Annotated in this window: 24 protein-coding genes and 1 tRNA gene; 9 read left to right on the plus strand and 16 right to left on the minus strand. The window is 71.1% G+C overall.

Going from position 1 to position 26,409, the window contains the following annotated elements:
• From dnaJ to dnaK, 3 genes are read right to left on the minus strand one after another with little or no spacing between them, the layout of a single operon-like run.
• Complete coding sequence (gene dnaJ / locus FHS38_RS18010; protein ID WP_184734594.1) at positions 1 to 1,182, minus strand: molecular chaperone DnaJ; 1,182 nt, start codon at positions 1,180 to 1,182, stop codon at positions 1 to 3.
• Between the two features lie 51 nt (positions 1,183 to 1,233).
• Positions 1,234 to 1,917, minus strand: coding sequence for a nucleotide exchange factor GrpE (gene grpE, locus FHS38_RS18015; RefSeq protein WP_184734595.1), 684 nt, complete (start codon positions 1,915 to 1,917; stop codon positions 1,234 to 1,236).
• Positions 1,914 to 3,761 carry a molecular chaperone DnaK gene (gene dnaK / locus FHS38_RS18020; protein WP_184734596.1) on the minus strand — a complete coding sequence of 616 codons (1,848 nt, stop codon included), beginning with the start codon at positions 3,759 to 3,761 and terminating at the stop codon, positions 1,914 to 1,916. Before dnaK ends, grpE begins: the two co-directional genes overlap by 4 nt.
• Before the next feature lie 333 nt (positions 3,762 to 4,094).
• Here dnaK and FHS38_RS18025 point away from each other — a divergent pair, with 333 nt between their 5' ends.
• Both FHS38_RS18025 and FHS38_RS18030 read left to right on the plus strand, forming a co-directional pair.
• A complete protein-coding gene (locus FHS38_RS18025; RefSeq protein ID WP_184734597.1) occupies positions 4,095 to 6,362 on the plus strand; it encodes a (Fe-S)-binding protein in 2,268 nt (755 codons plus the stop codon).
• Between the two features lie 219 nt (positions 6,363 to 6,581).
• Positions 6,582 to 7,670 carry a Yip1 family protein gene (locus tag FHS38_RS18030; RefSeq protein WP_184734598.1) on the plus strand — a complete coding sequence of 363 codons (1,089 nt, stop codon included), beginning with the start codon at positions 6,582 to 6,584 and terminating at the stop codon, positions 7,668 to 7,670.
• A gap of 94 nt (positions 7,671 to 7,764) precedes the next feature.
• On the opposite strand, the gene FHS38_RS18035 is transcribed toward FHS38_RS18030, so the two are convergent.
• The gene (locus FHS38_RS18035) at positions 7,765 to 8,262 is read right to left on the minus strand and encodes a phosphoribosyltransferase (protein WP_130878710.1); all 498 of its coding nucleotides are present in this window, start codon (positions 8,260 to 8,262) and stop codon (positions 7,765 to 7,767) included.
• A gap of 25 nt (positions 8,263 to 8,287) precedes the next feature.
• Entirely contained in the window at positions 8,288 to 8,863 is a 576-nt protein-coding gene (gene dcd, locus FHS38_RS18040) for a dCTP deaminase (protein ID WP_030366976.1), read from the minus strand.
• 534 nt (positions 8,864 to 9,397) lie between these two features.
• On the opposite strand from dcd, the gene FHS38_RS18045 reads away from it, so the two are divergent.
• Positions 9,398 to 9,471 (plus strand) — tRNA-Gly (locus FHS38_RS18045).
• 197 nt (positions 9,472 to 9,668) lie between these two features.
• Here FHS38_RS18045 and cutA read toward each other — a convergent pair.
• The 3 genes from cutA to FHS38_RS18060 form a co-directional block, all read right to left on the minus strand.
• Complete coding sequence (gene cutA / locus FHS38_RS18050) at positions 9,669 to 9,986, minus strand: divalent-cation tolerance protein CutA (protein ID WP_184734599.1); 318 nt, start codon at positions 9,984 to 9,986, stop codon at positions 9,669 to 9,671.
• 28 nt (positions 9,987 to 10,014) lie between these two features.
• Positions 10,015 to 11,631 carry an MFS transporter gene (locus FHS38_RS18055; RefSeq protein ID WP_184734600.1) on the minus strand — a complete coding sequence of 539 codons (1,617 nt, stop codon included), beginning with the start codon at positions 11,629 to 11,631 and terminating at the stop codon, positions 10,015 to 10,017.
• A gap of 99 nt (positions 11,632 to 11,730) precedes the next feature.
• Positions 11,731 to 12,444 (minus strand): DUF4232 domain-containing protein, encoded by a 714-nt coding sequence (locus FHS38_RS18060; protein ID WP_184734601.1) that lies wholly within the window; start codon positions 12,442 to 12,444, stop codon positions 11,731 to 11,733.
• A 205-nt stretch (positions 12,445 to 12,649) separates the two neighbouring features.
• On the opposite strand from FHS38_RS18060, the gene FHS38_RS18065 reads away from it, so the two are divergent.
• Together FHS38_RS18065 and FHS38_RS18070 are read left to right on the plus strand one after the other, a co-directional pair.
• The gene (locus tag FHS38_RS18065; RefSeq protein WP_229822679.1) at positions 12,650 to 14,029 is read left to right on the plus strand and encodes a helix-turn-helix domain-containing protein; all 1,380 of its coding nucleotides are present in this window, start codon (positions 12,650 to 12,652) and stop codon (positions 14,027 to 14,029) included.
• A gap of 187 nt (positions 14,030 to 14,216) precedes the next feature.
• Positions 14,217 to 14,744, plus strand: coding sequence for a DUF4232 domain-containing protein (locus tag FHS38_RS18070; RefSeq protein ID WP_184734603.1), 528 nt, complete (start codon positions 14,217 to 14,219; stop codon positions 14,742 to 14,744).
• Here FHS38_RS18070 and FHS38_RS18075 read toward each other — a convergent pair.
• Complete coding sequence (locus FHS38_RS18075) at positions 14,705 to 15,430, minus strand: DUF998 domain-containing protein (protein ID WP_184734604.1); 726 nt, start codon at positions 15,428 to 15,430, stop codon at positions 14,705 to 14,707. The genes FHS38_RS18070 and FHS38_RS18075 overlap by 40 nt on opposite strands.
• 223 nt (positions 15,431 to 15,653) lie before the next feature.
• On the opposite strand from FHS38_RS18075, the gene FHS38_RS18080 reads away from it, so the two are divergent.
• The 3 genes from FHS38_RS18080 to FHS38_RS18090 all read left to right on the plus strand — a co-directional run bounded on the left by FHS38_RS18080 (position 15,654) and on the right by FHS38_RS18090 (position 19,437).
• Complete coding sequence (locus tag FHS38_RS18080; RefSeq protein WP_184735042.1) at positions 15,654 to 16,907, plus strand: sensor histidine kinase; 1,254 nt, start codon at positions 15,654 to 15,656, stop codon at positions 16,905 to 16,907.
• Positions 16,904 to 17,602: a response regulator transcription factor gene (locus tag FHS38_RS18085; RefSeq protein WP_184734605.1), complete on the plus strand. Its 699-nt coding sequence runs from the start codon at positions 16,904 to 16,906 to the stop codon at positions 17,600 to 17,602. The genes FHS38_RS18080 and FHS38_RS18085 overlap by 4 nt, the downstream gene beginning before the upstream one ends.
• A gap of 116 nt (positions 17,603 to 17,718) precedes the next feature.
• Positions 17,719 to 19,437, plus strand: coding sequence for a serine/threonine-protein kinase (locus FHS38_RS18090; protein WP_311775276.1), 1,719 nt, complete (start codon positions 17,719 to 17,721; stop codon positions 19,435 to 19,437).
• On the opposite strand, the gene FHS38_RS18095 is transcribed toward FHS38_RS18090, so the two are convergent.
• The 4 genes from FHS38_RS18095 to FHS38_RS18110 all read right to left on the minus strand — a co-directional run bounded on the left by FHS38_RS18095 (position 19,403) and on the right by FHS38_RS18110 (position 21,843).
• A complete protein-coding gene (locus FHS38_RS18095; RefSeq protein ID WP_184734606.1) occupies positions 19,403 to 19,672 on the minus strand; it encodes a ferredoxin in 270 nt (89 codons plus the stop codon). The two genes, FHS38_RS18090 and FHS38_RS18095, sit on opposite strands and share 35 nt — an antisense overlap.
• A 4-nt stretch (positions 19,673 to 19,676) precedes the next feature.
• A complete protein-coding gene (locus FHS38_RS18100; protein WP_229822676.1) occupies positions 19,677 to 20,909 on the minus strand; it encodes a cytochrome P450 in 1,233 nt (410 codons plus the stop codon).
• Between the two features lie 103 nt (positions 20,910 to 21,012).
• Complete coding sequence (locus FHS38_RS18105) at positions 21,013 to 21,138, minus strand: hypothetical protein (protein ID WP_260420798.1); 126 nt, start codon at positions 21,136 to 21,138, stop codon at positions 21,013 to 21,015.
• 219 nt (positions 21,139 to 21,357) lie between these two features.
• Positions 21,358 to 21,843, minus strand: coding sequence for a carboxymuconolactone decarboxylase family protein (locus tag FHS38_RS18110; protein WP_184734608.1), 486 nt, complete (start codon positions 21,841 to 21,843; stop codon positions 21,358 to 21,360).
• A gap of 47 nt (positions 21,844 to 21,890) precedes the next feature.
• Between FHS38_RS18110 and pdxR the strand changes: the two genes are divergently transcribed.
• Entirely contained in the window at positions 21,891 to 23,306 is a 1,416-nt protein-coding gene (gene pdxR, locus FHS38_RS18115) for a MocR-like pyridoxine biosynthesis transcription factor PdxR (RefSeq protein WP_184734609.1), read from the plus strand.
• 22 nt (positions 23,307 to 23,328) lie between these two features.
• Here pdxR and FHS38_RS18120 read toward each other — a convergent pair whose 3' ends face one another.
• The 3 genes from FHS38_RS18120 to FHS38_RS18130 all read right to left on the minus strand — a co-directional run bounded on the left by FHS38_RS18120 (position 23,329) and on the right by FHS38_RS18130 (position 26,294).
• Positions 23,329 to 24,033 (minus strand): nucleotidyl transferase AbiEii/AbiGii toxin family protein, encoded by a 705-nt coding sequence (locus FHS38_RS18120; RefSeq protein ID WP_184734610.1) that lies wholly within the window; start codon positions 24,031 to 24,033, stop codon positions 23,329 to 23,331.
• 153 nt (positions 24,034 to 24,186) lie between these two features.
• Entirely contained in the window at positions 24,187 to 25,194 is a 1,008-nt protein-coding gene (locus FHS38_RS18125; protein ID WP_184734611.1) for a hypothetical protein, read from the minus strand.
• Entirely contained in the window at positions 25,191 to 26,294 is a 1,104-nt protein-coding gene (locus FHS38_RS18130) for a hypothetical protein (protein WP_184734612.1), read from the minus strand. The genes FHS38_RS18125 and FHS38_RS18130 overlap by 4 nt, the downstream gene beginning before the upstream one ends.
• Positions 26,295 to 26,409 lie beyond the last annotated feature (115 nt).

The following is a 26,409-nucleotide window of genomic DNA, read 5'->3' on the forward strand; positions in this document are numbered from 1 at the left end:
TCAAGCTCCCTTCGCGGCCTGGAACAGCTCCGCCCGAGGGTCCTCGTCCGCCGTCGCGTCGCGGTAGGCCTCGAGGGCCTCCCGCGCCTTGTCGTCGAGGTCCTTGGGCACGGCGACCTCGACGGTGACCAGCAGGTCGCCGCGGGTGCCGTCCTTGCGCACCGCGCCCTTGCCACGGGCGCGCATCGTCCGGCCGTTGGGTGTGCCGGCCGGCAGCTTGAGGGTGACCGGAGGGCCGCCGAGGGTGGGGACCTTCACCTCGCCGCCGAGCGTCGCCTCCACGTAGGAGATCGGCACGGTGACGGTGAGGTTGTCGTCCTTGCGCCCGAAGACCGGGTGCGTGCCGACGTGCACCACGACGTACAGATCGCCGCCCGGTCCGCCGCGCTCGCCCGGGGCGCCCTTGCCGCGCAGCCGGATCCGCTGCCCGTCGGAGACCCCCGACGGGATGCGGACCTGCATCGTGCGGGAGGACGTGGCCCGCCCGCTGCCCTTGCACACGTCGCAGGGGTTCTCGGGGATCAGCCCGCGGCCCTTGCAGTCGGGGCAGGGGTCGGTCAGTGAGAAGCCGCCGCCCGCGCCGTGGGAGACCTGCCCGGTGCCGACGCAGGTCGGGCAGACCCGCGGCGTACCGTTCTTGTCGCCCGTGCCGGAGCACGCCTTGCACGCAGCCGAGGAGGACATCCGCAGCGGGACCGTGGCCCCGTCCACCGCCTCGGTGAAGCTGAGCGTCACCTCGGACTCGATGTCCTGACCGCGCCGCGGCTGGGTACGGGTGCCCGTACCGCCGCGGTTGAAGAGGCCGCCGAAGACGTCCCCGAGACCACCGCCGCCGCCGAAGCCGCCGGCGCCCGCTCCGCCCTGGGCGCCCCCGAAGAGGTCGCCCAGGTCGAAGTTGAAGGAGCCGCCGCCCGCGCCGCCCGGACCCGGGCGGTAGCCGCCGTTGCCGAACAGGGCGCGGGCCTCGTCGTACTCCTTGCGGCGCTTGGGGTCGGCGAGGACGTCGTTCGCCTCGGAGATCTCCTTGAAGCGCTCCTCGGCCTTGGCGTCGCCCTTGTTGGCGTCCGGGTGGTACTCGCGGGCGAGCTTCCGGTACGCCTTCTTGATCTCGGCCTCGGTGGCGTCCTTGGGCACGCCGAGGACCTTGTAGTAGTCCTTCTCGACGAAGTCCTTCGTGCTCATCCTCGGCGTCCCTCCTTCCGGTCCCCGCTGTCCGTCGTCACGTCAGGCACGTCAGCCCTTGTCAGGGCCACCGCTCTCCTCGGCCGAATCCTCGTCGCCCTCGCCCTTCTGGGCGCCGGGCTGCGGCTCGGCCACGGCGACCCGCGCGGGGCGGATCGTCCGCTCGCCGATCCGATACCCCGGCTGCAGGATCTGCACGCACGTGGTCTCGGTGACGTCCGGCGCGTAGCTGTGCATCAGGGCCTCGTGCACCAGCGGGTCGAAGGGCTCGCCCTCCTTGCCGAACTGCTGCAGGCCCATCTTGGCGACGACCGTCTCCAGCGATTCGGCGACGGACTTGAAGCCGCCGACCAGCTCGCCGTGGTCACGGGCGCGGCCGATGTCGTCGAGCGTGGGAAGGAGCTCGGACAGGAGGTTCGCGACGGCGATCTCCTTGACCGTGACCCGGTCCCGCTCCACCCGGCGACGGTAGTTCTGGTACTCGGCCTGGAGCCGCTGGAGGTCCGCGGTGCGCTCGGCGAGCGCGGAACGGGCCTGGTCCAGCTGAGCCGTCAGCGCTGCGGCCGCGCCCTCCTGGGCGGCCTGAGCATCCGGTCCTTCGGTCGGTGCGTCCCCAGCCGGGGCCTCCGGGCCCGCCTTGTCGGCGGACCCGGCGGCCTGTGCCGCATCGTCGGGGGCTGCGGCGTCGGAGGGGACGTCGGGCTTCTCCTCGAAGCCCGGGGTCTCCTCCGTCACGCGGCACCGTCCTTCTTGGGCTTCTCGTCGTCCACGATCTCGGCGTCGACGACGTCGTCCTCGGCCTTGGGCTGACCGGCGCCCGCGGCACCCTCGGCGCCACCCGCGGCCTGGGCGTCGGCGTACATGGCCTGGCCCAGCTTCTGGCTGACCGCGGCGACCTTCTCGGTCGCGGTGCGGATCTCGGCCGTGTCCTCGCCCTTGAGCTTCTCCTTCAGCTCGCCGACGGCGGTCTCGACCTCGGTCTTGACCTCGGCCGGGACCTTCTCCTCGTTGTCCTTGAGGAACTTCTCGGTCTGGTAGACGAGCTGCTCGGCCTGGTTGCGGGTCTCGGCGGCCTCGCGGCGGCGGTGGTCCTCCTCCGCGTACTGCTCGGCCTCCTGGCGCATCCGGTCGACCTCGTCCTTGGCGAGCGAGGAGCCGCCGGTGACGGTCATCTTCTGCTCCTTGCCCGTGCCCAGGTCCTTCGCGGTCACGTGCATGATGCCGTTGGCGTCGATGTCGAAGGTGACCTCGATCTGCGGGACGCCACGCGGGGCCGGCGGCAGGCCGGTGAGCTCGAACATGCCGAGCTTCTTGTTGTACGCCGCGATCTCGCGCTCGCCCTGGTAGACCTGGATCTGCACGGACGGCTGGTTGTCCTCGGCCGTCGTGAAGATCTCGGAGCGCTTGGTCGGGATCGTGGTGTTGCGCTCGATGAGCTTCGTCATGATGCCGCCCTTGGTCTCGATACCAAGCGACAGCGGGGTGACGTCGAGCAGCAGGACGTCCTTGACCTCGCCCTTGAGGACACCGGCCTGGAGGGCCGCGCCGATGGCGACGACCTCGTCCGGGTTGACGCCCTTGTTGGCGTCCTGACCGCCGGTCAGCTCCTTGACGAGCTCGGCGACGGCCGGCATACGGGTCGAGCCACCGACGAGGACCACGTGGTCGATCTCGGACAGCGCGATGCCGGCGTCCTTGATGACGTTGTGGAACGGGGTCTTGCAGCGGTCGAGCAGGTCCGCGGTCAGCTGCTGGAACTGGGCGCGGGTGAGCTTCTCGTCCAGGTGCAGCGGGCCCTCGGCGGACGCCGTGATGTAGGGCAGGTTGATCGAGGTCTCGGTGGACGAGGAGAGCTCGATCTTCGCCTTCTCAGCGGCCTCGCGGAGGCGCTGGAGGGCCATCTTGTCCTTGGACAGGTCGACGCCGTGGCCGTTGGCGAACTGCTTGACCAGGTAGTCGACGACGCGCTGGTCCCAGTCGTCACCACCGAGGTGGTTGTCACCGTTGGTGGCCTTCACCTCGACGACGCCGTCGCCGATCTCGAGCAGCGAGACGTCGAAGGTGCCGCCACCGAGGTCGAAGACCAGAATGGTCTGGTCGTCCTTGTCGAGGCCGTAGGCCAGGGCGGCGGCGGTCGGCTCGTTGACGATGCGCAGGACGTTGAGGCCCGCGATCTCACCGGCCTCCTTGGTCGCCTGACGCTCGGAGTCGTTGAAGTACGCCGGGACGGTGATGACCGCGTCGACGACCTTCTCACCCAGGTAAGCCTCGGCGTCACGCTTCAGCTTCTGCAGGATGAAGGCGCTCATCTGCTGCGGGTTGAAGTCCTTGCCGTCGATGTTGATCTTCCAGTCGGTGCCCATGTGGCGCTTGACCGACCGGATGGTCCTGTCGACGTTGGTGACGGCCTGGCGCTTGGCGACCTCGCCGACCAGCACCTCACCGTTCTTCGCGAAGGCGACGACGGACGGCGTGGTCCTGGCGCCCTCGGCGTTGGTGATGACGGTGGGCTCACCGCCTTCGAGAACACTGACGACGGAGTTCGTCGTACCCAGGTCGATGCCGACCGCACGTGCCATGTCATTCCTCCAGCTGACTTGAGTGGAACAGACTCAAGAGTGCAACACGACGGCAAACCTGTCAACGGACCTGAGTCGAGCCCGCTCAACTTTTATGTCAGCCTTACCGTCACTCGCGGGCGGCGGAGAGACGCGGCGGGGCGGGAAAGGGTTGCCTGCGCGATACAGATCACCGGCAGGTCGGGTTCATGGGCCCGGGAATCCTGGGTAATCTCGGCGGAGACTGAATAAGTTACTGCTTAGTAGTCCGCTCGCTTCAGCAGATTCGTCCGCTTCAGCAGATTCGTCCGCTTCGCTAGTTCGTTCGCTCTCGCAGGTTCGAGGAGCCCCACCATGCAACTCGCCGCGATCATCGTGTCGCTGGTCCTCACGGCAGTCGGCGTGGCGCTCGTCGGCCGCGCCGCCGCCCAGTTCGTCCGGTTCTTCAGGCTCGGGGCACCCGTCCCGGCCGGTACCCGTACGGACGATCCCACAACGCGCACGGTCACCCTGGGCAAGGAGTTCGTCGGCCATACGCGCATGAACAAGTGGGGCGTCGTCGGCGTCGCCCACTGGTTCGTCGCGGTCGGCTTCCTGACCCTCGGGCTGACGATCGTCACCGCCTACGGCCAGCTGTTCAAGGCCGACTGGGTACTGCCGATCATCGGCGAATGGCTGCCGTACGAGCTCTACACCGAGTTCATCGGCACGGCCACGACCGTGGGCATCCTCGTCCTGATCGGGATCCGGCTGGCGAACCTGCCCTCACGGGCCGGCCGCAAGTCGCGCTTCGCCGGCTCGACCGCCTGGCAGGCGTACTTCGTCGAGTACGTCATCCTCGTCATCGGCCTCGCCATCATGACGCTGCGCGGCCTCGAGGGCGCCCTGCACGGCGTGGACGGCTACACGGCCTCGTACTTCGCCTCGTACCCGCTGGTCGCCGCCTTCAAGGGCCTCAGCGTCGGCACGCTCCAGAACCTCGTCTACCTCGCCGCGATGATCAAGCTCGGCGTGACCATGACCTGGGCGATCACGGTCGGTCTCAACACCGACATGAGCGTGGCCTGGCACCGCTTCCTCGCCTTCCCCAACATCTGGTTCAAGCGCGAGGCGAGCGGCGACGTCGCCCTCGGCGCGCTCCTGCCGATGGTCAGCGACGGCAAGCCGATCGACTTCGAGGACCCGGGCGAGGACGACCAGTTCGGCGTCTCCCAGATCGAGCACTTCTCCTGGAAGGGCCTCCTCGACTTCTCCACCTGCACCGAGTGCGGCCGCTGCCAGTCGCAGTGCCCCGCCTGGAACACCGGCAAGCCGCTGTCGCCGAAGCTGCTGATCATGGCGCTGCGCGACCACTCGCACGCCAAGGCGCCGTACCTGCTCGCGGGCGGCGGCAAGACCGCCGAGGGCGAGGAGAAGGCCACCGAGGAGCAGCTGAAGGACGTCCCGGCCGCCGCGCTGGCGGAGGCCGAGCGCCCGCTGATCGGGACGCTGGAGGAGAACGGCGTCATCGACCCGGACGTCCTGTGGTCCTGCACCACCTGCGGCGCCTGTGTCGAGCAGTGCCCGGTCGACATCGAGCACGTCGACCACATCGTCGACATGCGCCGCTACCAGGTGATGATCGAGAGCTCCTTCCCGTCCGAGGCGGGCACGATGCTCAAGAACCTGGAGAAGAAGGGCAACCCCTGGGGCCTGGCCAAGAAGCAGCGACTGGCCTGGACGAAGGAGGTCGACTTCGAGGTCCCGGTCGTCGGCAAGGACATCGAGGACCTCACCGAGGTCGACTACCTCTACTGGGTCGGCTGCGCCGGCGCCCTGGAGGACCGCGCCAAGAAGACCACCAAGGCCTTCGCGGAGCTGCTGCACATCGCGGGCGTGAAGTTCGCGATCATGGGCGGCGACGAGGCGTGCACCGGTGACTCGGCCCGCCGCCTGGGCAACGAGTTCCTCTTCCAGCAGCTCGGCCAGCAGAACGTCGAGATGCTGAACATGGCGTTCGGCGAGGACGGCGACGACGAGTCGACGAAGAAGCCGAAGTCCAAGAAGCGGATCGTCGCGACCTGCCCGCACTGCTTCAACACGATCGCGAACGAGTACCCCCAGCTGGGCGGCGAGTTCGAGGTCATCCACCACACGCAGCTGCTCCAGCACCTCATCGACGAGGGCAAGCTCGTCCCGGTCACCCCGGTCGAGGGTCTGATCACCTACCACGACCCCTGCTACCTGGGCCGGCACAACAAGGTCTACACACCGCCGCGCGAGATCATCGCGAAGGTGCCGGGCCTGCGCAACGAGGAGATGCACCGCCACAAGGAGCGCGGCTTCTGCTGTGGCGCCGGTGGTGCGCGCATGTGGATGGAAGAGCGCATCGGCAAGCGCATCAACAACGAGCGCGTCGACGAGGCGCTGTCCCTCAACCCGGACATCGTCTCCACCGCCTGCCCCTTCTGCCTCGTCATGCTGACCGACTCGGTCAACGGCAAGAAGAACGACGGCAAGGCGAAGGAGTCGATCCAGGTCGTCGACGTCGCCCAGCTGCTGCTGGAGTCGGTGAAGACCCCGGAGGAGCCGGCCGACGACGGCGAGCCGGTCTCCGAGCCGGAGCCGGAACCGGCGAAGTAGCCGCCCGGTCCTTGTGCGAACGGCCGGTCCCCCGCGAGGTGTGCGGGGGACCGGCCGTTGCCGCGTACAGCTCCTGACGCCCCGTCCGACCCCCGCCCGGCCAGCGTCCGACCGCCGTACACGCAGCCCTCGAAGTCCTCGCGACGTAGGCCACAAGTACCGCGCCGGGCACCGAAACCCTCCCGCCGTCCCGCCCGCCCCTAAGCTTTCCCCTAAGGGATGTCACAGCTCGGCCGCAAAGACCGCCCTGTTCACCCGGGCCCGGCTCCGCGAGCTCTCCGGAGCGGGTACGTTCGAAGCGTGGCTGGATTCAGGATGGGACGCGGACGGGACGCGCACGGCACCCGCCCCGCGCAGCAAGGACAGCGCCCCGGGCAGCAGGCCCCGTACGGCGCCCCCGGCGGCATGCCCGGGGGCAGCGCGGGCGCGCCCGGCGGGCAGCAGTGGCAGCAGCACGGCGGGCACGGTGAGCCGGAGTACTTCGGGGGCGGTGGTGGACAGCCGGGCGGCCCGTACGGTCAGTACGACCCGTACGGCCAGGCTCCCCAGGACCCGTACTACGGGCAGCACGCCCCCCAGCCGGGCCCGACGGCCGACAATCCGGGCCACACCCAGCAGTTCAGCCTCGGCGAGGCGGACGCGTACGGCCGTCAGGCCCCGTACAGCCCGTACGGCGACGACGGCTACGGCAGCGGCTCGTACGACGACGGCTCCTACGACGACGGCGCGACCTACCGCGCCGGTCAGGCGCCCGCCCCGCCCGTCGGCCCGCGGCTGCACTGGAAGGAGCTGCTGACGGGCATAGTCCTGCGCCCGTCCGCCACCTTCTGGCAGATGCGCGACCACGCCATGTGGGCCCCGGCCCTGATCGTCACGTTCGTCTACGGCCTGCTCGCGGTCTTCGGCTTCGACAAGGCCCGCGCGGACGTGTTGAACGCCACACTCTCCAACAGCATCCCGTGGGTCCTGGTCACCGGCGTCGTCGTGGTGGTCTCCGGCCTGATCCTCGGCGCGGTCACCCACACCCTGGCCCGCCAGCTCGGCGGCGACGGCGAGTGGCAGCCGACGATCGGCCTGTCGATGCTGCTCATGTCGGTCACGGACGCGCCGCGGCTGCTCTTCGCGATGTTCCTCGGCGGCGACAGCCCCTTCGTCCAGGTGGTCGGCTGGGCGACCTGGCTGGTGGCGGGCGCGCTGTTCACCTCGATGGTGAGCAAGTCCCACGACCTGCCGTGGCCGAAGGCGCTGGGCGCGTCGGCGATCCAGCTGATCGCACTGCTTTCGATCATCAAGCTGGGCACGCTGTAGCCCGGCCGCGTAACCGCGTACGACAAAGGGCCCCGGCCGCGCTCGAAGCGCGGCCGGGGCCCTTGCCGTAGCTGTGTCTCCGCGTCCTCGCCGCTTACGCGTCGAGGACCTGGCCCTCACGGCGGACCACCGGGGGCTCGACGCTCCACGGGAAGTTGATCCACTCGTCGGTGCGCTTCCACACGTACTCGCACTTCACCAGCGAGTGCGCCTTCTCGTAGATCACGGCGCTGCGGACCTCGGCGACGTGGTCGAGGCAGAAGTCGTGCACCAGCTTCAGCGTCTTGCCGGTGTCGGCGACGTCGTCCGCGATCAGGACCTTCTTGTTGGAGAAGTCGATCGCGTTGGGCACCGGGGCGAGCATGACCGGCATCTCGAGCGTGGCACCCACACCGGTGTAGAACTCGACGTTCACCAGGTGGATGTTCTTGCAGTCCAGCGCGTACGCCAGCCCACCCGCGACGAAGACGCCGCCGCGCGCGATGGAGAGGATTATGTCCGGCTCGTAGCCGTCGTCCGCGATGGTCTGCGCCAGCTCACGGATGGCCTCCCCGAAGATCGGGTAGGTCAGGTTCTCGCGGATGTCACTCACTGTTTGCTCTTCGCCTTGTTCTGCGTCAGACCTGGGTGCGATGGAAGTTCTGGAAGGACCGCGAGGGCGTCGGCCCGCGCTGGCCCTGGTAGCGGGAGCCGTGCTTGGCGGACCCGTACGGGTGCTCCACGGGTGAGGTCAGCCGGAACATGCACAGCTGCCCGATCTTCATCCCCGGCCACAGCTTGATCGGCAGTGTGGCCATGTTCGACAGCTCCAGCGTCACGTGCCCGGAGAAACCGGGGTCGATGAAGCCGGCCGTGGAGTGCGTCAGCAGGCCGAGCCGGCCGAGGCTGGACTTGCCCTCCAGCCGCGAGGCCACGTCGTCGGGGAGCGTGATGACCTCGTACGTCGAGGCGAGCACGAACTCACCCGGGTGCAGGATGAAGGCCTCGTCGCCCTCCGGCACCACTTCGCGCGTGAGGTCCGCCTGCTCGACGGCGGGGTCGATGTGCGGGTACCGGTGGTTCTCGAACACCCGGAAGTAGCGGTCCAGACGCACGTCGATGCTCGACGGCTGCACCATCGATTCGTCGAATGGGTCGATCCGCACCCGGCCAGCGTCGATCTCGGTCCGGATGTCCTTGTCTGAGAGAAGCACGGGTCGAGGATACGCGGAGAAGCCGGGCAACGCGGGCCCGGTCCGATCCGGACCGGGCCCGCGCGCCGCCTCACCCCTTCTGGACTCCCACCGGTACGGAATGCCGGAGCCGGGCACAGCGCGGGCAGCGCAGCAGCCGCGCGGGGCCGAGCCGGCCGGGACCGAGGTTCTGCATCGGGAACGAAGCGGTGCTGAACACGTGCCCTTCGGCACAACGAACGACGGTGCGCTCCATCGAGCTCCCTTTCCCCATTGGCGGCACTGACTGCGTGCCCCCGCCACAACACGAAAGACAAAAGCCACATTAGGGGATCTAAGGTGCGGGCTCGTACGCGGCACTCCCGTACCCGCGCCACGTCTTCCGGCGCCCCCACGGTACGCCCCAACTCCCGTCCCCCGCGCCCGCATCCCCACCCTCGACGGCCGGCGCCACCGGGGACCCGCCCACAGCGAGAAGACCCCACGGTCTATGCACCGGGGGGTCTCGATGGGGTAGAGTGTGCGACGATGCGACGCCCTGAAACGGGCGCCCTCGCGGGTGTAGTTTAATGGTAGAACATGAGCTTCCCAAGCTCAGAGCGCGAGTTCGATTCTCGTCACCCGCTCCATCGATAAGCCCCAGGCCACCGGCCCGGGGCTTCTTTGTTGTCCGGGCCTCTCAGAGCCTGCGTGCCATTCGCGTGCCATAAGTGCCCTCACCACACCTCGGATTGGGGCCTGAGGCGCCATCCACCGTGACAAGGCACCGGGAGGTCCCCCACCGGTGCCTCGCCCCGGTCGGCGCGCCGGCGGGGCGCGCGAAGGGTCAGCGGGTGGCCCGGGTGATCCAGTCCAGGTACTCGGCGCGGCCGGCGTCGATCGTGATCGCTATGGCCTCCGGGGAGTCGTAGGGGTGGTTGTCCACCAGGTGCTTCTCCAGGGCCTCGCGCCGGTCGCCGGTCGTGCGGAACGTCACCTGGTATTCGATGCCCTCGGAGACCTCGCCGAGGTGCCGGTACGTCGTCTCGACGGGGCCGGTCACCTGCCCGGAGGCGGCCAGGTTCGCCTCCACCGCCGAGCGCGACAGCTTTCGCGCGGCGTTCTGGTTGTCCACGGTCGTCATTACGATCAAGAAGTCAGCCATGGAGGCAACGTATCCGGCCCGAGGCGGGCTATGGCTCTGTGGAGCGGGGCTGGGCCGTCGGGATCCGTGAGGTGAAGAACATCGCGAGAAGGGCGGCGAGGGCGAGGACGGCGAGTGCGGCGCGCAGGCCGTCGAGCCTGGCGGCGGCGTTCGCGTCCAGCGCGTCCTGGGACACCTCGCTGCTGGTGCCGGCTTCGTCGAGGGCCGTCTCGAGTTGGGCGTCCGACAGGAAGGGCGCACCGCTCTGGAGCTGGACGGTCGCCTGGCTCTTGACTCCGGCCGGGACCTCCGGATTCTGCTCCACGCTGGCCAGGAACGAGGAGGTGAGCGCGGCGATCATGATCGACCCGGCGAGTGCCGTGCCGATCGAGGCGCCCAGGTTGGTGACCGCGTTCTGGACGCCGCCGACTTCCGCGCTCTGTGCCTCCGGCACCGCGGACACGGTGACCGCCCCGAGCTGGGACGCCAGCGCGCCCATGCCGAGCCCGATCAACAGGAGGGGGATCGTGACGATTTCCGCACCGGCGTCCGCGTCGAGGGCGGCCATCAGGACCACCGCGCCCGCGAGAAGGGCGAGGATCCCGAGCCGTACCACCCGCCGCGGCGAGACGTCCGGGAGGAAACGGGGGATCAGGACGGCGGCTGCCAGCAGCGTCACCGACAGCGGCAGAAGGCGGGCGCCGGTCGCCAGCGCCGACAGGCCCAGGGCGACCGACAGATAGAGCGGTACGACGAAGAACACGCCCATCTGCACGAGGTACTGGAAGAAGAACATGGTCAGCCCGCCGGTGAGCTGCTTGTTCTGCAGCATGGCCGGGTCGACGAGCGGGTCCCGGCGCTGCTCCACAAGGCGGGCCTCCCAGTGGAGGAAGAGCCGGATCAGCAGCAGGCCCACCAGCATCAGCCACACCACCAGCGAGACCCCGAGCCACGAAGGAGCGTCGGGCTTCGGCTGGAACCAGCCCCATTCGTCCGAGCGGAGTACCCCGTAGACGAAGATCCCGAGCCCGAGCGCGGACAGCACGGCGCCGACGAGATCGATGCGCCGGCGTTCGCCGGTCGGGGCGTCGGCGATGCGGCGGGCCAGGACCAGGATGCCGAGCACCACCAGCACCTCACCGGCGAACACCCACCGCCAGGAGAAGTACGTCGTCGCGACACCCCCGATGAGCGGACCGAGGGCGATCGCCACGGCCCCTGCCGCCGCGACGAGTCCGTAGGCGGCGGGACGGCGTTCAGCGGCGAAGTTTCCGGCCACCAGGGCCACGATCGCGGGCAGGATGAGCGCCGCCCCGAGGCCTTCGAGGAGCGCCCAGCCGAGCAGAAGGACCGGCAGATTCGGTGCGAGCGCCGTGGTCAGGGAGCCGCAGCCGTAGATGCAGCACCCGATCATGAACGCGCGTTTGCGCCCGATCAGCGCCCCGACCTTGCCGCCCGGAATCATGAACATCGCCATCACGAGGGTGTAGGCCGTGATGGCGCCTTGGATCCCCGTCACCGTCGTGCCGACGTCCTCGGCCACCGTCGCGATCGAGACGTTCATGACCGAGCTGTCGAGCGCCATCAGGAACTGACCGGCCGAGAGCGTCAGCAAGACGACGCGCGCTGTTGCCGAACTCTCGGCGGTGTCTGTCCTCGGTGCCATGGGCGGGATCGTCCCAGCAGCCCCGGAGAGCGGATCCGCGACCCGCCACGCAGATCGACCGATGGGCGGACTGCGCTACTCCATGCACCGCGTCCGTGGTCAGGTGAGTGCGTCCGCGGCCGTGGCCAGCCAGTACGTGACGCGCAGCGAGTCGTCCACGTGCACGCCCTTGGCCTGGAGGGCGGCCTCGGCCATCTTGTCGCTGCCCTGGAAGCCGATCTCCAGGCTTTGCGCCGTGCGTCCCTCGCCGCCGCTGCCGTCACCGGCGGACAGGATCACGGCCGCGTAGCCCTTCTTGCCCGGCGCGAGCGAGGTGACCGCCTGCGGCTTGCTCGCCTCGATGACCGGCGGGACGGACTGGGCGCCCTCGAACTTCACGATCGGGTAGCCCTTCAGATCACACATCTTGGAACCCGTGTTGGTGATGGTGAGCAGCATGTGGTTGAGCGGGCGGGAGACCGGCGTGGCGACGACCTCGGTGTTGTCGGCGGTGCAGGGCACGCGGTTCGCCGGGGCGTTCGGGTCGGCGTCCGCGGCCGGCGCCGACGCGCGGCCCCCTCCCTTGCCGGTGCTCGTACCGCTCGTACCGCTCGTCCCCTTCTCACCGGGGGCCTTGGGGCCGGCCGTCCCGTCGGGCTTCGGGGCCGGCGAACCCGGGGCCGTCGGCTGCGAGGGCTCCGAAGGCTGCGCGGGCTGGGAGGCGGCGCCCTCCTCGCGGACTCCTCCTCCGTTCTCGCACGCCGTCAGGGCGAGCGCGGCGATCGCGACGGAGACGGCGGCGAGCAGACGGGGTCGGCGGACGGAGGCGCGCATGGCGGATCTCTTTCTTCACGGGAGGGCAGCGGAGCGCCGCTCGACCGGATCCGGGAGCGGCGTGCTTGGATGACGAAAGCTTGTGCGACGCCGCGTCCCGGGCGCCAGCACAACTGGCCACTTAGGGATGCTGGAACGCTCGCACCAGCCCTGACCTGGGGGAATGGATGTTCTCTGGAACGAGGACATGGGACGGAGGAGTGGCGTGGGGGCAAGCGGTCTCGCGGAGTTGCTGCGATCGCTGAAGGAGCGGTCGGGCCTGAGTTACGGCGTGCTGGCCAAGAGACTGCACGTCAGTACGTCGACCTTGCACCGGTACTGCAACGGGTCCACGGTGCCGACGGAGTTCGCTCCGGTGGAGCGGCTGGCCCGCCTGTGCAAGGCCACTCCGGAAGAGCTGATGCAGGTCCACCGGCAGTGGATCATCGCGGACGCGGCGCGCGGCCGTAAGGCGCAGGAGCCCGGGGCATCACCCGACGCCACTGAGCCGGACACCACGGCTCCGGCAGAGGTCACGGCTCCGGCAGAGGTGGCGACGACGACACCGGCACCCGATGACGCGCCCGCCCCTCCCGGTTCCGCCGGCACGCGATCGAGCGAGCCGGTGGTCCCGGCCTCGTCGGACGGCCGCCCACAGCGCGAACGGCGGTCTCGGAAAGCCGTGCTGGCCGCCGTGGCCGTCGCCTGCGTGATGGGCTCGGCCGCGCTCACCGTCAGCCTCGTCGGCAGCGGTTCCGACGACGACGGGAAGAAGCAGCCCGCCGGAGCCTCCTCTTCGAGCAAGGCCGAGGGGGCCGCGCCCCGGAAGCCCGGACAGCGCCCGTCCGACAGCCCGTCCTCCTCCGCGAAGGAGGAGAAGGAGGAGCACGGCAAGCCTTCCGGGCCCGCGGGGCCGGACGGCACCGCGTCCCCTTCGTCCCCCGGCGAGCAGGACAGCGGCAACGACAAGGGCGACAGCGACGGCAAGGGTGCCGACGACGGGGGCGACGTTCCCGTGACCGCCCACACCCGGCCCTACGCCTACGAGAGCCCCTGCTCCCAGCGCTTCCTGGTCAACCGGGGCCCCGGTGAGATGCCGAAACCCCCCATCGAGCAGGACGCGCCCGCCTGGGCGTCCGAGCTCGGCGCCGTCAGCGCCGACAACCAGTTCATCAAGCTCACCTTGCAGGGCACCGGTAAGGACACGGTCGTCCTCGAAGGCCTGCACGTCCGGGTGGACGGCGCGAAGGCACCGCTGGCCTGGAACGCCTACGCCACGGGTGTCGGCTGCGGCGGTGACGTGGCGACGCGGGCCTTCGGCGTCGACCTCGACGCCGGGTCGCCCGCGCTCACCCCGATGGCCGGTCAGCGCGACTTCCCGTACAAGGTGAGCCGGACCGACCCCGAGGTCTTCTACGTCAAGGCCGACGCCAAGCAGCACGACGTGCGGTGGCACCTGGAACTGCAGTGGTCCAGCGGCGGCCGGCGCGGGGTCCTCCGGATCGACGACCAGGGCAGGCCCTTCCACACCAGCGGTGCCGCGGGCAGGCCCTCGTACCAGCAGCCGCCGGGGGACACCCGGTGGTCGCCCGCGCCCCAGGACTGACCTTCCGCGTTCCACCGAAGCGTTCCACGGTCTGACATTTCCGCAGGTCAGAGGGCGTGTAACCGTTCCGGTGTCCCGGAAGGGCCGGCGGGCCTTGAGGCCGGGACGGGCGGCGCCGCAAGCTGATCAGGCCTCGGGGAACTCCGGGGCGACCAGCACTCACTGACATCCCATCAGGAGCAACGCCATGCGCTTCGCACGTCTCATCGCCACCGCCGCCCTGTCCGGTGCCGCCGTTCTGGCGACGGCGGCCGTTCCCGCCCAGGCCGCCCCGCAGGCGGACCGTGGCCCGGTCCGGGCGCTCTGCTCCACCACCTCCGCCGACTTCACCGTGCGGAACGTGAGCCGCCCGATCAACCACCAGCTGCTGACCGTCACCAACACCGGCTCCGAGCCCTGCGTCCTCGTCAAGGCCCCGCTCCTGGGCTTCGACAACGACACGTACGTCGGCGCCCAGCCGATCGAGGAGTCGGCACCGCAGGCGGTCGTGACGCTCGAGCCGGGCCAAGCCGCCTACGCCGGCATCCGGCTGTCGTCCGCCGACGGATCCGGGGAGAACGGGCGTAACGTCCGCACCCTGCACGTCTTCCTCGACAGCGGTGAGGGCTCCGAGGGCGGGCCCGACTCGATCGCCCTCCCGAAGGGCACGTGGATCGACGACAGCGCGGCCGTCACCTACTGGCAGTCGAACGCCGCCGACGCCCTGGTCTGGTGACCGTGGCGCTCGGCGCCCGCGCCTGTCGGCGACTCCGGCCGGCACCGGCCGGAGTCGTCCTTGCGGGGAAGGCCGAACAGGGCGAGGGCCATGACGAGGACCCACGCGTCCAACGCGAAGGCCGCGATCCGTTCCAGGCTGCCCAGTCCCGTTCCGGGGTCGTACTGGCCGAAGAACATCCATGCGGCGGCCACCGCGGCGGCGGCCACCGAGAGGGTCATGGCACGCAGTCTGCCGAACAGGGAGGACCGCGGGGCGAATCCGGCGCAGACGAGTCCGATGTTCCCCAGCCCCATGATGATGAACGCGCCCAATACGTGAAGGTCCTCGTTGACGTCCGCCGGAGCGAGGCCGACCACTACCCATGCCCCGGCATTGACGGCGAACAGTGTCCGGGCGGTCGCCGACAACCGGCCGCGGCCCCAGCCGGCACCGGTCAGCAGCGTGCCGACGAGCAGCAGTACCCCGTGGACGACGAACGAGGTGTTCATGGCGGCGTGCAGGGGTGAGCACACATAGCGCGGGCGGGAGACGTCCCATGTCCGGCATTGGACGTTGCCGAGATCGCTGATGTTGTAGTCCGCCCAGCTGTAGGGCGTGTGCCAGGCGGACTGCACGACCAGTTGGACGACGAAGAACTGCACGGCGGCGACGATCCATACGGCCGCACCGATCTTTGCGGCCACGGAGACGCGGTTTTCGGAATGCGACGCGGGTTTCGGTTTCACGGCTGCCTTTCGGCCCTCGAATGGAGTCGATCTCGTCCACACGACGTTCGCAGTCGGCGGCGGGCCGCCACATCGCTGCGACGGGGGAAAACGGGATCCCCCTGCCGAGGGGTCCCGTCGGTGGCTCTTTCGGGGGAGGTGCACCGCGCTGCGCGTCGGTACTGTCCGGGCTGTGAAGACAATGATCCGGCCGCTCTTCAGCGGGTCCCCGTACCGGAGTTGGGCATACGCCCTTCTCGGCGCGGCCATGAGCCTGCCGCCGCTGATCGTGGCGCTCTTCGCCACGCCTTCGCAGTGGGCGGCGGGACCTCGTGCCGTGGCATTCGGTCTCCTGCTGTGCGCGGTGCTCGTCGTCATGGGCGCTCCGCGTGCGGCGCGCCGGGGGTGTGTCCGGCTGGCCAACCGGCTCCTCGGCACCGGACTCCCCACCCCGCCGGCCGACCCGTCGAAGCCGTCGGCGGCCCGGTGGGTGGACCGGCTCCGGACGTCGGCCTATCTCGCCGCGCACCTGGCGGTCGGTGCGGCGGTGACCGCGGTGGCCTGCCTGTCGGTCTTCGCGGCCGTCGTGTTCCCCTCGGTCTGGCTGAGCGGTGGTGGTCAGGTGGCGAGCTTCGGGTGGACCGTCCCCGTGGAGCGCGGGTGGCAGGGCCTGTGGACGGCGGTCGTCTGCGCCGGGTGCCTCGTGCTCAGCGGATACGTGGCCTTCGGCGGCGCGGCGGCCCTGCGCCTGCTCGGCGCACCGCTCCTCGGGCACCGGCCCGCCGAGCGGCTGGCCGCCGCGGAGGAGCGGCTGGACCTCCTGGCCCGGCGCAACCGGCTGGCCCAGGAGCTGCACGACTCGATAGGGCACACCCTGACGGCGTCGACCATCCAGGCCGCCGTCGCCGGGGAACTGATGGACCGTGACCCGCAAGCGGCCCGGCGAGCCCTCAGCAGCATCGAGGAGACGTCCCGTGCCGCGATGGACGACCTCGACCACGTGCTCGGTGTCCTGCGGGAAGGGAAGTCGCCCACCGCGCCGCAGCGCACCCTCGCCGACCTCGGCCCCTTGACCGAAGGGGTCCGGCGGACCGGTGCCGGGCTGCGCGTGGAGACCTCCGGGGACCTCGCGCAGGTGCCCGCCAGCGTGTCGCGGGAGGCGTACCGGATCGTCCAGGAGGGTCTGACCAACGCCCTGCGGCACAGCGGCACGGCCGGGATCAGCCTGCGGGTCGCCGCACGGGACGGCTGGCTGGAGGTGGAGCTCGTCAACCCGCTCGACTCCACGGTGCCCGGCCGCCCGTTCCGCCCCGCCGGGGAGCGGGGGCACGGGCTAACCGGAATCACCGAGCGGGTGCGCCTGCTGCGCGGCGAGGTTTCCGCGGGACGTACGGACGGGCAGGAAGGCACGCACTGGCGGCTGGCGGCACGGATACCCCTACGGTCGGCGCCGTGAACGCGCACGGCGGACCGGCCGATCACCCCGACCCGCCGGTCACCGTCCTCGTCGTCGACGACGAGGAGCTCACGCGGACCGGACTGCGGGCGCTGCTGTCGGCCAGGACCGGCCTCGCCGTCGTCGGCGAGGCCGCCGACGGCGCCGAGGTGCTTCCCCTGGTCGAGCGGCTGCGCCCCGATGTCGTGCTGATGGACGTGCGCATGCCGTGTGTGGACGGCATCGAGGCGACCCGGCGGCTGCGGGCCGCGCTGCCCGATCCGCCGAAGGTCATCGTCATCACGACGTTCGAGAACGACGAGCACGTCTTTGACGCCCTGCGGGCCGGCGCCAGCGGGTTCATCCGGAAGCGGGCGCCGGCCCGGCAGATCGCGCACGCCATCCGGCTGGTGGCCGACGGGGACTCCGTGCTGTTCCCGGAGGCCGTTCGCCGCCTGGCCGCCGCCAGGCCCGTACGCCGGGATGCCGCGGCCGGCGGGGTGGCAGCGCTCACCGGCCGCGAGATCGAGATCCTGCGGCTCATGGCGAAGGGGCTCTCCAATCAAGAGGCCGCCACCGACCTGCGGGTGAGCCTGGAGACCGTCAAGACGCACGTGGGCAATGTGCTGGCCAAGCTGTGCGCCGGCAACCGCACCCAGGCGGTCGTCATGGCGTACGAGGCAGGGCTGTTGAGCCCCGGTCCGGACGACCGGTAGCGCGCGGCGAAGCACGTCCGCCGCGCGCGGGGCCACCGCCCTGCGCGGCGTACCGGGCCCTTTACTCTTGGGCCGCCCAGGTGCGAACGGCGAACAGTGACGGAACGGAGCGTGCGGTGACGGCGGGGGAAGCGAACGGCGACGAGCTGATAGGCAAGGTACTCGGAGGGCGCTACCGGGTGACCGCGATGATCGGGCGCGGCGGCATGGGCGTGGTCGCCCGGGCGGTCGACGAACTGCTGAACCGCGAGGTCGCCGTCAAGGTCCTACGGGCCTTCACCGACGCCTCCGCACCCGAACTGGCCGACCTGCGGACCCGGATGCAGCGGGAGGCGCAGGCCGCCGCCCGGATCCGGCACGGCGGCGTGGTCACCGTGCACGACGTGACCGAGGAGCAGGGCCTGCCGGTCATCGTCATGGAACTCGTCGGCGGGCCCTCGCTCGACGACGTGCTGGTGGAGCGCGGCACGCTGGAGCCGCACGAGGCCGCGGCGATCGGCGCCGAGCTGATGGCCGCGCTCGACGCCGCGCACCGGGTCGGCGTACTGCACCGGGACGTCAAGCCGGGGAACGTCCTGCTGGAGCACGGCGAACGAAGCGAGATGGGGGTCCCCCCGGCCGGAGGCTGGGGGAGGGTCGTGCTCACCGATTTCGGCATCGCCACCATGGAGGCCTCCGGTGACGAGGCCATGGCCAAGCTGACCCAGAGCGGTCAGCTCGTCGGCTCCATCGACTATCTGCCGCCGGAGCGCGCGCAGGGCAGGGAGCCGGGGCCCGCGTCGGACATCTGGTCGCTCGGCATGACGCTGTACGCGGCGGTGGAAGGCACGGCGCCGTTCCGCCGTACGTCCGTGTGGTCCACCTTGTCGGCGATCGTCACCGAGCCCCTGCCGGAGCCCCAGAGGGCGGGAGCGCTCGCGCCGGTGCTGCGGGCTCTGATGGCGAAGGAGCCGGAGAACCGGCCGACCGCCGACCAGGCGCGCGAGATGCTGGAGCGGGTGGCCGCGGGCGGGACGGCGAGCCTCGCGCCGCCGGCTCCCGTGCCGACGCCGACGCAGGCCGTCACGCCGACGCCACCGCCCGGCTTCGGTGCCGCGCCGCCGTTCCACCAGGCAGCCCCGCAGGCCCCGCACGTCCCGCAGGCCCCGTACACCGGATACCCGCCGCCCGGCGGCCCGCCGCACCCGGTGCCGCAGGCCGGTGCACCGGTCGCGGGCCACGCGCCCGGTGCCGGGCGCTCCGCGGACGGCCGCGGCCGACGCCGCAGCCGGACCCTCGTCGCCGCGGCGGCGGCCGCCGTCGTGCTCGCCGGAGGCGGCGTCACCTATGCCTTGGTCGGCAACGGTGACGACGCACAGGCGGCGGCGCCCGGGGCCGGCTCCCCGGCAGGCAGTGGCCGGCCGAGCGGGAGCGGACCCAGCGGCGCGAACCCCCCGAGCGCCTCGCCGCCCAAGGGACCCCACGGGAAGCCGTCCGGCGCGGTCTCGCACGCGTCGGCCTCCCCTAAGGCCAAGCCCACTCCCACTGCCAAGCCAGGTGCTCCGGCGGCCAAGCCCAGTGCCGTGTCGAAGAGTTGCAGCGGCTGGAGCCACCGGGACGCGAAGCCGGGCAGCTACGGTTACCTGTCCGGCGACTTCCACGTGGTGACGGGGCCGTACCAGACGTGCTCCTCCGTGACCCGGGCCAAGTCCGGCACGAAGCTCCGCTACCAGTGCTACGTGACCAACGCCTATGACAACAAGTGGATTTACGTCCGCGTGGACGGTGCGAGCACCTCGGGCTGGATGTCCGCCGACAACCTCACCCGCCAGAGCGGCCAGCCGGTCCGCTGTTAGCTCCACCCGCTCCGACGGACAGCTCGTCGGCTGCCGGCCGGGGACCGGTGACGGTGATGGCTCCGGAGGGACAGATGTAGGCGGCCTTGCGGGCCGCGGGGGCCTGGGTGGGGGACGGCACGGCGTTCAGGAGGAGCACCCGGCCGCTCTCGGTGTCCTGGTCGAACACCTCGGGGGCGGTCAGTGCGCACATCCCGGCACCCAGGCAGCGCTCGCGGTCGACACTGATCTCCATCGGCCTACTCCTCGCCCCAGGTGACGGGGAGCCGGTGCACCCCGTAGATGTTCATGTCGGTGCGCAGCGGCACGTCCTCGGGCGGGACCGCGAGGCGCAGCGTGGGGAAGCGGGTGAGCAGGGCCGGGAAGGCGACCCGCATTTCGACGCGGGCCAGTTGCTGGCCCAGGCACTGGTGGATGCCGTGGCCGAAGGCGAGATGACCGGTGGCCTTCCGGTGGATGTCGAGGGTGGCGGGGTCGTCGAACCGGGCGGGGTCGCGGTTGGCGGCCTGGAGGGAGAGGGTGACCGACTCACCGAGCTTGATCAGCTGTCCGTCGAGCTCGACGTCCTCGAGCGCGGATTTGAGGCCGGTGTGGGTGATGGTCAGGTAGCGGAGGAGTTCCTCGACCGCCTGGTCGGCGAGGCCGGGGTCGGCGCGCAGGGCGGCGGCCTGGTCGGGGTGGGTCAGCAGGGCGAAGGTGCCGAGGCCGATCATGTTGGCCGTGGTGTCGAGGCCGGCGGCGAGCAGGAAGCCCGCGATTCCGGCGAGCTCCTCGTCGGTGAGGTCGCTGGTGGTCAGATCGCTGAGCACGTCGTCGGTGGGGTGGGCGCGCTTGGCCGCGACCAGGTCCCGGAAGAATTCCCCGAGCCCGGTGAGGGCGGCGACCTGCTCGTCCAGGGTCGACCCCGGGGCGGTGATCGCCGCTGCGCGTGCCTTGAAGGCCTCGCGTTCGGCTTCGGGCACGCCGAGGAGTTCGCAGATCATCAGCGCCGGCACGGGGTGGGCGAAGGCTTGGACCAGGTCCACCGTCGGCCCTTGGCTCTCCATGGCGTCCAGGTGCTCGGCGGTGATCTGCTCGACGCGTTCGGTGAGTGCGCGCATCCGGCGGACCGTGAACTTGCCCGCGAGCAGCCGCCGGTAGCGGGTGTGCTCGGGCTGGTCCATCCCGGTGAGGTCGCCGACCGTGGCCGGGGGGATCTCCACGCCTTCCGTGCCCGGGAAGGGGAAGTGCATGAGCTCGTAGCGTGAGCTGAAGCGGGTGTCGGCGGCTATCGCCCGGACCGTGGAGTGGCCGGTGGCCAGCCAGCCCAGATGGCCGTCGGGGTAGCGCATCCGGGTGAGCGGCTGCCGCTCGCGCAGTTCCGCCAGCTCGGTGGGCGGGTCGAAGGGGCAGCCCTGGGGGCGCCGGGTCGGTAACGTCACGGCCTCTTGGGAGTCCTGCTCCGGGGAGTTCGTCGACGGTTCGTGCTGCACGGTGTTCTCCAGACGGATCGAAGGTACGGATCGAAGCGCGGGCCGAGGTACGGGTCGAAGTGCGGGCCGAGGTACGGGTCGAAGTGGGTGGTGCAGTGGCCGCTCAGCTCTTGGCGCCGCGGTTGAAGGCCGACCGGGCCCACAGGCAGCCGACCAGGGAGAGGCCGACGCACCAGGCCAGGGCGACGAGGGCGCTGTTGCCGATCTCCGTGTCCATCAGCAGGCCCATGACGCCATCATGGCACCACGATGATGCCATCGCAAGAAGATGTGGCACCGAGGTGGCACTCATGGCGCCACGGTGGCGCTAGGCAGGTGCCAGCGGGTCGGCCATGCGCAGGGCGGAGACGGGGCGGGCGGCTTCCCCCAAGGGCACCCGGGCAACACGAAAAGCCCCAGGCCATCGGCCTGGGGCTGTCCTCGTCTCCACCGGCCCGCGGGCCCGGCGTCAGGCGCGGTCGTCCGTGCCCGGGATCTTCGCCGTGGCGATCGCGATGCGGTTCCAGGTGTTGATGGCGAAGATCAGGGCCAGCAGCCTGCCCAGTTCCTCGGCATCGAAGTGGGAGGCCGCCTCGGCGTAGACGTCGTCCGGGACGCCGCCGGCCGGGAGCAGGGTGACGGACTCGGCCAGGGCGAGGGCCGCGCGTTCGCGGGCGGTGAAGAACTGCGACGCGTCGCGCCAGACGGCGACCATGTGGAGGCGCTCCTCGCTCTCGCCCGCCTTGCGGGCGTCCGAGGTGTGCATGTGCAGGCAGTACGCGCAGCCGTTGAGCTGCGAGGAGCGGATCTGGACCAGCTCGACCAGGGCCGGGTCCATGCCCTCGCGGGCGGCGGCGTCGAAGCCGATCAGGGACTTGAACGCCTTCGGGGCCGAACGCGCGAAGTCGATGCGGGCGGGCCGGGAAGGGGCGGGGGTGCTGGCATCCGTCGTCATGATCATGAATGTACGTGCTTGATCGACCGGCGGTAAGGTGCATTTCCATGTCGGAGAACTGGGTCAATTGGGCGGAGCGGATCGGCCGCGACCTGCATCTGGAGCTGTCCGGGCCGGGTAGTCGCCGCGCGGTGCTCATCCGGGCGCTGCGCGATGCCGTCCGCTCGGGGCAGTTGGCGCCCGACACCCGCTTGCCGCCCTACCGTTCGCTCGCCGCCGACCTCGGGCTCGCCCGCAACACCGTCGCCGACGCCTACGCCGAGCTGGTTGCCGAGGGCTGGCTCACCGCCCGTCAGGGTTCCGGCACCCGGGTGGCCCGGCGGGCCGCGCCCCTCAAGCCCGTACGGGTGCCGAAGAAGGCCCCGACGGGCCCGCCGGGGCCCACGCACAATCTGCGGCAGGGGCAGCCCGACGCCGCTTCCTTCCCCCGTGGCGCCTGGCTCACCGCCGGCCGCCGTGCGCTGAACGCCGCACCCAACGACGCCTTCGGGCCCGGCGATCCGCGCGGCCGGCACGAACTTCGGCGGGCCCTGGCCGACTATCTGGCGCGCTCCCGCGGCGTGCGGACCGACCCCGGACGGATCGTGGTCTGCTCGGGCTTCGCGCCCGCGCTGCGGCTGCTGTTCGGGGGTGTGCTGCGCGGTCCGCTGGCCGTCGAGTCCTACGGGCTCGGCTTCCACCGCCAACTGCTGTCCGCCGCCTCGGTGCGCACGGTGCCCATCGGGGTCGACGAACACGGGGCGCGCACCGCGGAGTTGGCCGCGCACAAGCAGGTTCGGACCGCGCTGCTCACGCCCGCCCACCAGTTCCCGACCGGCGGTCCGCTGCACCCCGAGCGGCGCGCGGAGGTCGTCGACTGGGCGCGCGCCCGGGGCGGGCTGGTGCTGGAGGACGACTACGACGGCGAGTTCCGTTACGACCGGCAGCCCGTCGGCGCCGTGCAGGGGCTGGATCCCGAGCGGGTCGTCTACATCGGGTCGGTCAGCAAGAGCCTGTCCCCCGCGATCCGGCTCGGCTGGATGGTGCTCCCGGACCATCTCGTCGACCCGGTGCTCGCCGTCAAGGGCGAGCGGGAGGCGTGGGCCGGGGTCCTGGACCAGCTCACCCTCGCGGACTTCGTCGACTCCGGCGCGTACGACCGTCACCTGCGCCGGATGCGGCAGCGCTACCGCGACCGCCGTGACCGGCTCGTCGCCACCCTCGCCGAGCGGGCTCCGCACGTCCGGGCCACCGGTGTCGCGGCCGGTCTGCACGCCGTGCTGGAACTGCCGTCCGGCACCGAGCAGTCCACCCTCAAGGCGGCCACCTGGCAGGGACTCGCCGTGGACGGCCTGGCCGAATTCCGGCACCCCGAGGCCACGACACCCCGGGCCGACGGCCTGGTCGTCGGTTTCGGCACCCCGCCCGACCACGCCTACGGCGCCGCGCTGGACGCCCTGTGCCGGGCGCTCCCACCGGGCTGACGGGGCTGACGGGGCCGAGCGGCTAGAGCTCGTCCTCCACCGGGGCTTCCTCCATGAGCCGCTCGGCGATGTCGTCGGCCCACAGCTGGGCCCAGCGGCGCAGCGCGGCCGTGGCGACCTCGTCGAGCCCGTACCCGGCGAACTCCCGGTCGTCGATCCACTCCGACCGTTCGAGCCGGGCCTGGAGATCGGCCGGGTCGAACGCGTCCCGCCCGTGGCGCCGGCCCCACTCCTCCAGTTCGGCGTGGGTCCAGCGGTCGGACGCGGCCCACACGTCGACGAGGTCCCGGGCGAGCCCCAGGTCCGTCAGGGCCCGCACCTTCAGACCGACCGCGTCCGGGGCGGCGAGGACGGGCCCGTACTCGCCCGGCACCGGAGGCCGCCACAGCGTCTCCTTCACGACGTCCACCACGCACGCGTCACTCGGCTCGTCCAGGGCACCGGACATGGCACCGGACCCGGGGCCCCGCACCGCGAGGCGGGCCGACAGCGGCTCGGCCGTCGTCCCTTCCACCCGCCAGCCCCTCGCCTCAAGGCCCGCGCGCAGGGCCGACGCGACGTCGGCCATCGGTGTCGGCGTCTCGGTGACGAGGTCCAGGGTGCGGCTGGGGCGGTCCACTAGTCCGTGCGCCTGTATGGCGTAACCGCCGCCGAGGACGAGCGCGTACGGGGCGCCCACCTCCAGCACATCGGGCAGCAGCAGCCGGTGCGGCCCGGAGAGCCTCACGCGGCGGGCTCGGTGCGCGGGCGGGCGTGGGGGCGGGCCGCCTCCGCGGGGCCGAGGTGCCCACAGGAGCCGAGGTCATCCGAGAATGTGAGGTCAGACGGCATGTGCGGGATTATTCCGCACGACCTCGCCCGGGAGCGGGAGCCGGCGTGCTCACCAACCGGTCGCCCCCGTCAGGCCGCGCAGCTCCTGCAGCAGCCGCTCCGCGTCCTCCGCGCTGATCTCGACCAGGTGCGGGGGATCGTCGTCCCGCGCGTCGCGGGACCTGGACATGGCTCTGCTGACCGACCAGAAGCCGTGGGGCGAGAATTCCGTGTCGTCCTGGTGTTCCGGGGTCCGGCGCCGCCGGAAGACCGTCCTGGGGAGCCTGCCCCTGCTCCAGGCGTGGTCGTTGGTGTACAGCGCCCAGAAGCGCACGGCCTCGTCGGCCCCGGGGGGTTCCGGTTTCCGCTCCGGCGGGACCTCCGACTCCAGGTCCCGCACAGGGATGCCGTGGTACCGCTCGCTCTGGAGGACCACGGCCCGTTCTTCCTGGCGGCTCGGCAGGTCCCGGCCGTCCGCGCCGATCCGCCGGTATCGGCTGGACCGGTACCTCACGTAGTCGTCGTGGTTCTTGGACCTGGCCCAGTAGCTCCCGGGCGTGTGGAACTGGATCTCGAACTTCCGCGGGGAGCCCTCGTCGCCCCACTGCCAGGCCGTGTGCAGCGCCTTGTGGAGCGGGTCGGCCCAGGTGTCCCGCTCCGAGCCGGGGACGAGCTCGAAGCCCTTCTCCCGCAGCAGCGCGTACGCCCGCTCGACGCCCTCGGTGAGGTGTTCTTCCCGGAAGGTCAGCGTGTAGCGGTTGAGGTCGACGACCCGCTCCGTGATCTTTCCCAGCGGCACCCGCGAGGCCAGTTGCCCGGCGCTGCGGACGCGGAAGGCCTGGAGCGCCTTGAGGCGGTGCTCCGGCTCCCGCGACGTGCCGCCGAATTCGGCGGTCTGCCGCAGGACGTCCGCCATGACGTCGTCGAGGAGTCCCAGGTCCGAACGGGCCTGTTCCCAGCGGGCGCTGAGGGCCGCGTTCTGGTCCGCGGTCAGCTCCAGGTGCTCCCCGAAGTCCGATGGCCGGCATCGCCAGGCCCCGGTACCGGTGAGGGTGGGGTTGTTCGTCCCGGTCGTCACAGCTCGGTCGCCCCCAGCACGCCGCACACGCTGTACAACAGCCGCTCGGCCTCGTCGCGGTCGATCTCCACGAGGTGCGGAGGGTTGGACGGGCGCGGGTCGAAGAAGTCGAAGACCGCCGTGGTCGGGGCCCAGACGTTGCCGACGGTGAACGCCTCGTCGTAGGTACGCTCCGGGCTGCGGCGGCGCCGCACCACCGTCGTGGGCTCCTCGCCCGCCCGGTGGGCGGCCTCGTCCACGTATAGCGCCCAGTACCGCACCCACTTCTGCCGGTCCGCCTCCAGCTCCACGGCCCGCTCGCCGGTCACCGGGTGCAGGTCCTCCGGCTTCGGCGGGTGGACGGTGCCGTTCTCCTCGACGCGGTGCCACTGCCAGTCCAGCAGCGACAGGTACTCCCAGTCCTCACCCAGTCGCCGCCACAGGGCGCCCGGCCGCCCGGGGGTGTACGGGGCGTCGGCCTCCAGGCCGTAGGTGAAGCGCCGGCTCTCCCACCGGCGTCGCCCGGCCGCCGCCTCGGCCATGACGGTGGTGAGCGCGTCGATGTCCGTGGGCTGGGCCGGGGGGTCGGGTATGTGGTCCGCTTCGCACTCGGCGATGGGGTAGTTCAGGCGGATCCGCTCGATCGTCGGCCAGAGCAGGTTCTGGTGCCAGTGAGCGAGGTCGCTCCCCACACGTGCCGGGTCGGTGTCCCGCTGTGTCGCCGCGCGCCACGAGGACCGGAGGGCGGCGAGCTCTTCCACGACCCCGCCATGGGCGGGCCAGCACGGGGCGATGTGGAGCTGGGGCTGGGTGACGTAGTGCGTCCGGAGCCAGTCGACCCATGCGGTCAGGTCCTGCCAGTCGCGCTCGGACGCCCGTAGGGACCAGGGGAGTTGACCTCCCTGGTCGGCGATCGCACCGCTCTCCAGGCTGTTCAGCCGGTCGACGACGCCGATCAGTGCCCCTTCGACCTCGCCGTAGTCGTGCTTCATGGCGAGCGCGAACTTCTTGATCTCCTCGACCACGCTCTCCTGCCACGGACGGAGACGGGCGACCTCCTGGCGCAGCCGGTCCACCTCCTCGTGGAGCGACTCCTGGCTGTCTTCCACCTGTTCCCCCATCCGCTGCCGTCCTGCCCGGCCGGCGGACCGAGGCCCCTCGCACGCAGCCTGTGCAGCATGCGAGGCAGTCCCCCGCCGGACCGCTGCGACGGTAACACCCCAGGTAGGAAAGGCT

Source organism: Streptomyces netropsis, from assembly GCF_014203545.1.
GTDB lineage: Bacteria > Actinomycetota > Actinomycetes > Streptomycetales > Streptomycetaceae > Streptomyces > Streptomyces netropsis.

Bases quoted from the DNA above. Each gene is read 5' to 3' on its own strand.
- dnaJ (WP_184734594.1), bottom strand. From the start codon at position 1,182: ATGAGCACGAAGGACTTCGTCGAGAAGGACTACTACAAGGTCCTCGGC.
- dnaK (WP_184734596.1), bottom strand. From the start codon at position 3,761: ATGGCACGTGCGGTCGGCATCGACCTGGGTACGACGAACTCCGTCGTC.
- FHS38_RS18025 (WP_184734597.1), top strand. From the start codon at position 4,095: ATGCAACTCGCCGCGATCATCGTGTCGCTGGTCCTCACGGCAGTCGGC.
- FHS38_RS18030 (WP_184734598.1), top strand. From the start codon at position 6,582: ATGTCACAGCTCGGCCGCAAAGACCGCCCTGTTCACCCGGGCCCGGCT.
- cutA (WP_184734599.1), bottom strand. From the start codon at position 9,986: ATGGCTGACTTCTTGATCGTAATGACGACCGTGGACAACCAGAACGCC.
- FHS38_RS18055 (WP_184734600.1), bottom strand. From the start codon at position 11,631: ATGGCACCGAGGACAGACACCGCCGAGAGTTCGGCAACAGCGCGCGTC.
- FHS38_RS18060 (WP_184734601.1), bottom strand. From the start codon at position 12,444: ATGCGCGCCTCCGTCCGCCGACCCCGTCTGCTCGCCGCCGTCTCCGTC.
- FHS38_RS18070 (WP_184734603.1), top strand. From the start codon at position 14,217: ATGCGCTTCGCACGTCTCATCGCCACCGCCGCCCTGTCCGGTGCCGCC.
- FHS38_RS18080 (WP_184735042.1), top strand. From the start codon at position 15,654: ATGATCCGGCCGCTCTTCAGCGGGTCCCCGTACCGGAGTTGGGCATAC.
- FHS38_RS18095 (WP_184734606.1), bottom strand. From the start codon at position 19,672: ATGGAGATCAGTGTCGACCGCGAGCGCTGCCTGGGTGCCGGGATGTGC.
- FHS38_RS18105 (WP_260420798.1), bottom strand. From the start codon at position 21,138: ATGGGCCTGCTGATGGACACGGAGATCGGCAACAGCGCCCTCGTCGCC.
- FHS38_RS18110 (WP_184734608.1), bottom strand. From the start codon at position 21,843: ATGACGACGGATGCCAGCACCCCCGCCCCTTCCCGGCCCGCCCGCATC.
- pdxR (WP_184734609.1), top strand. From the start codon at position 21,891: ATGTCGGAGAACTGGGTCAATTGGGCGGAGCGGATCGGCCGCGACCTG.
- FHS38_RS18130 (WP_184734612.1), bottom strand. From the start codon at position 26,294: ATGGGGGAACAGGTGGAAGACAGCCAGGAGTCGCTCCACGAGGAGGTG.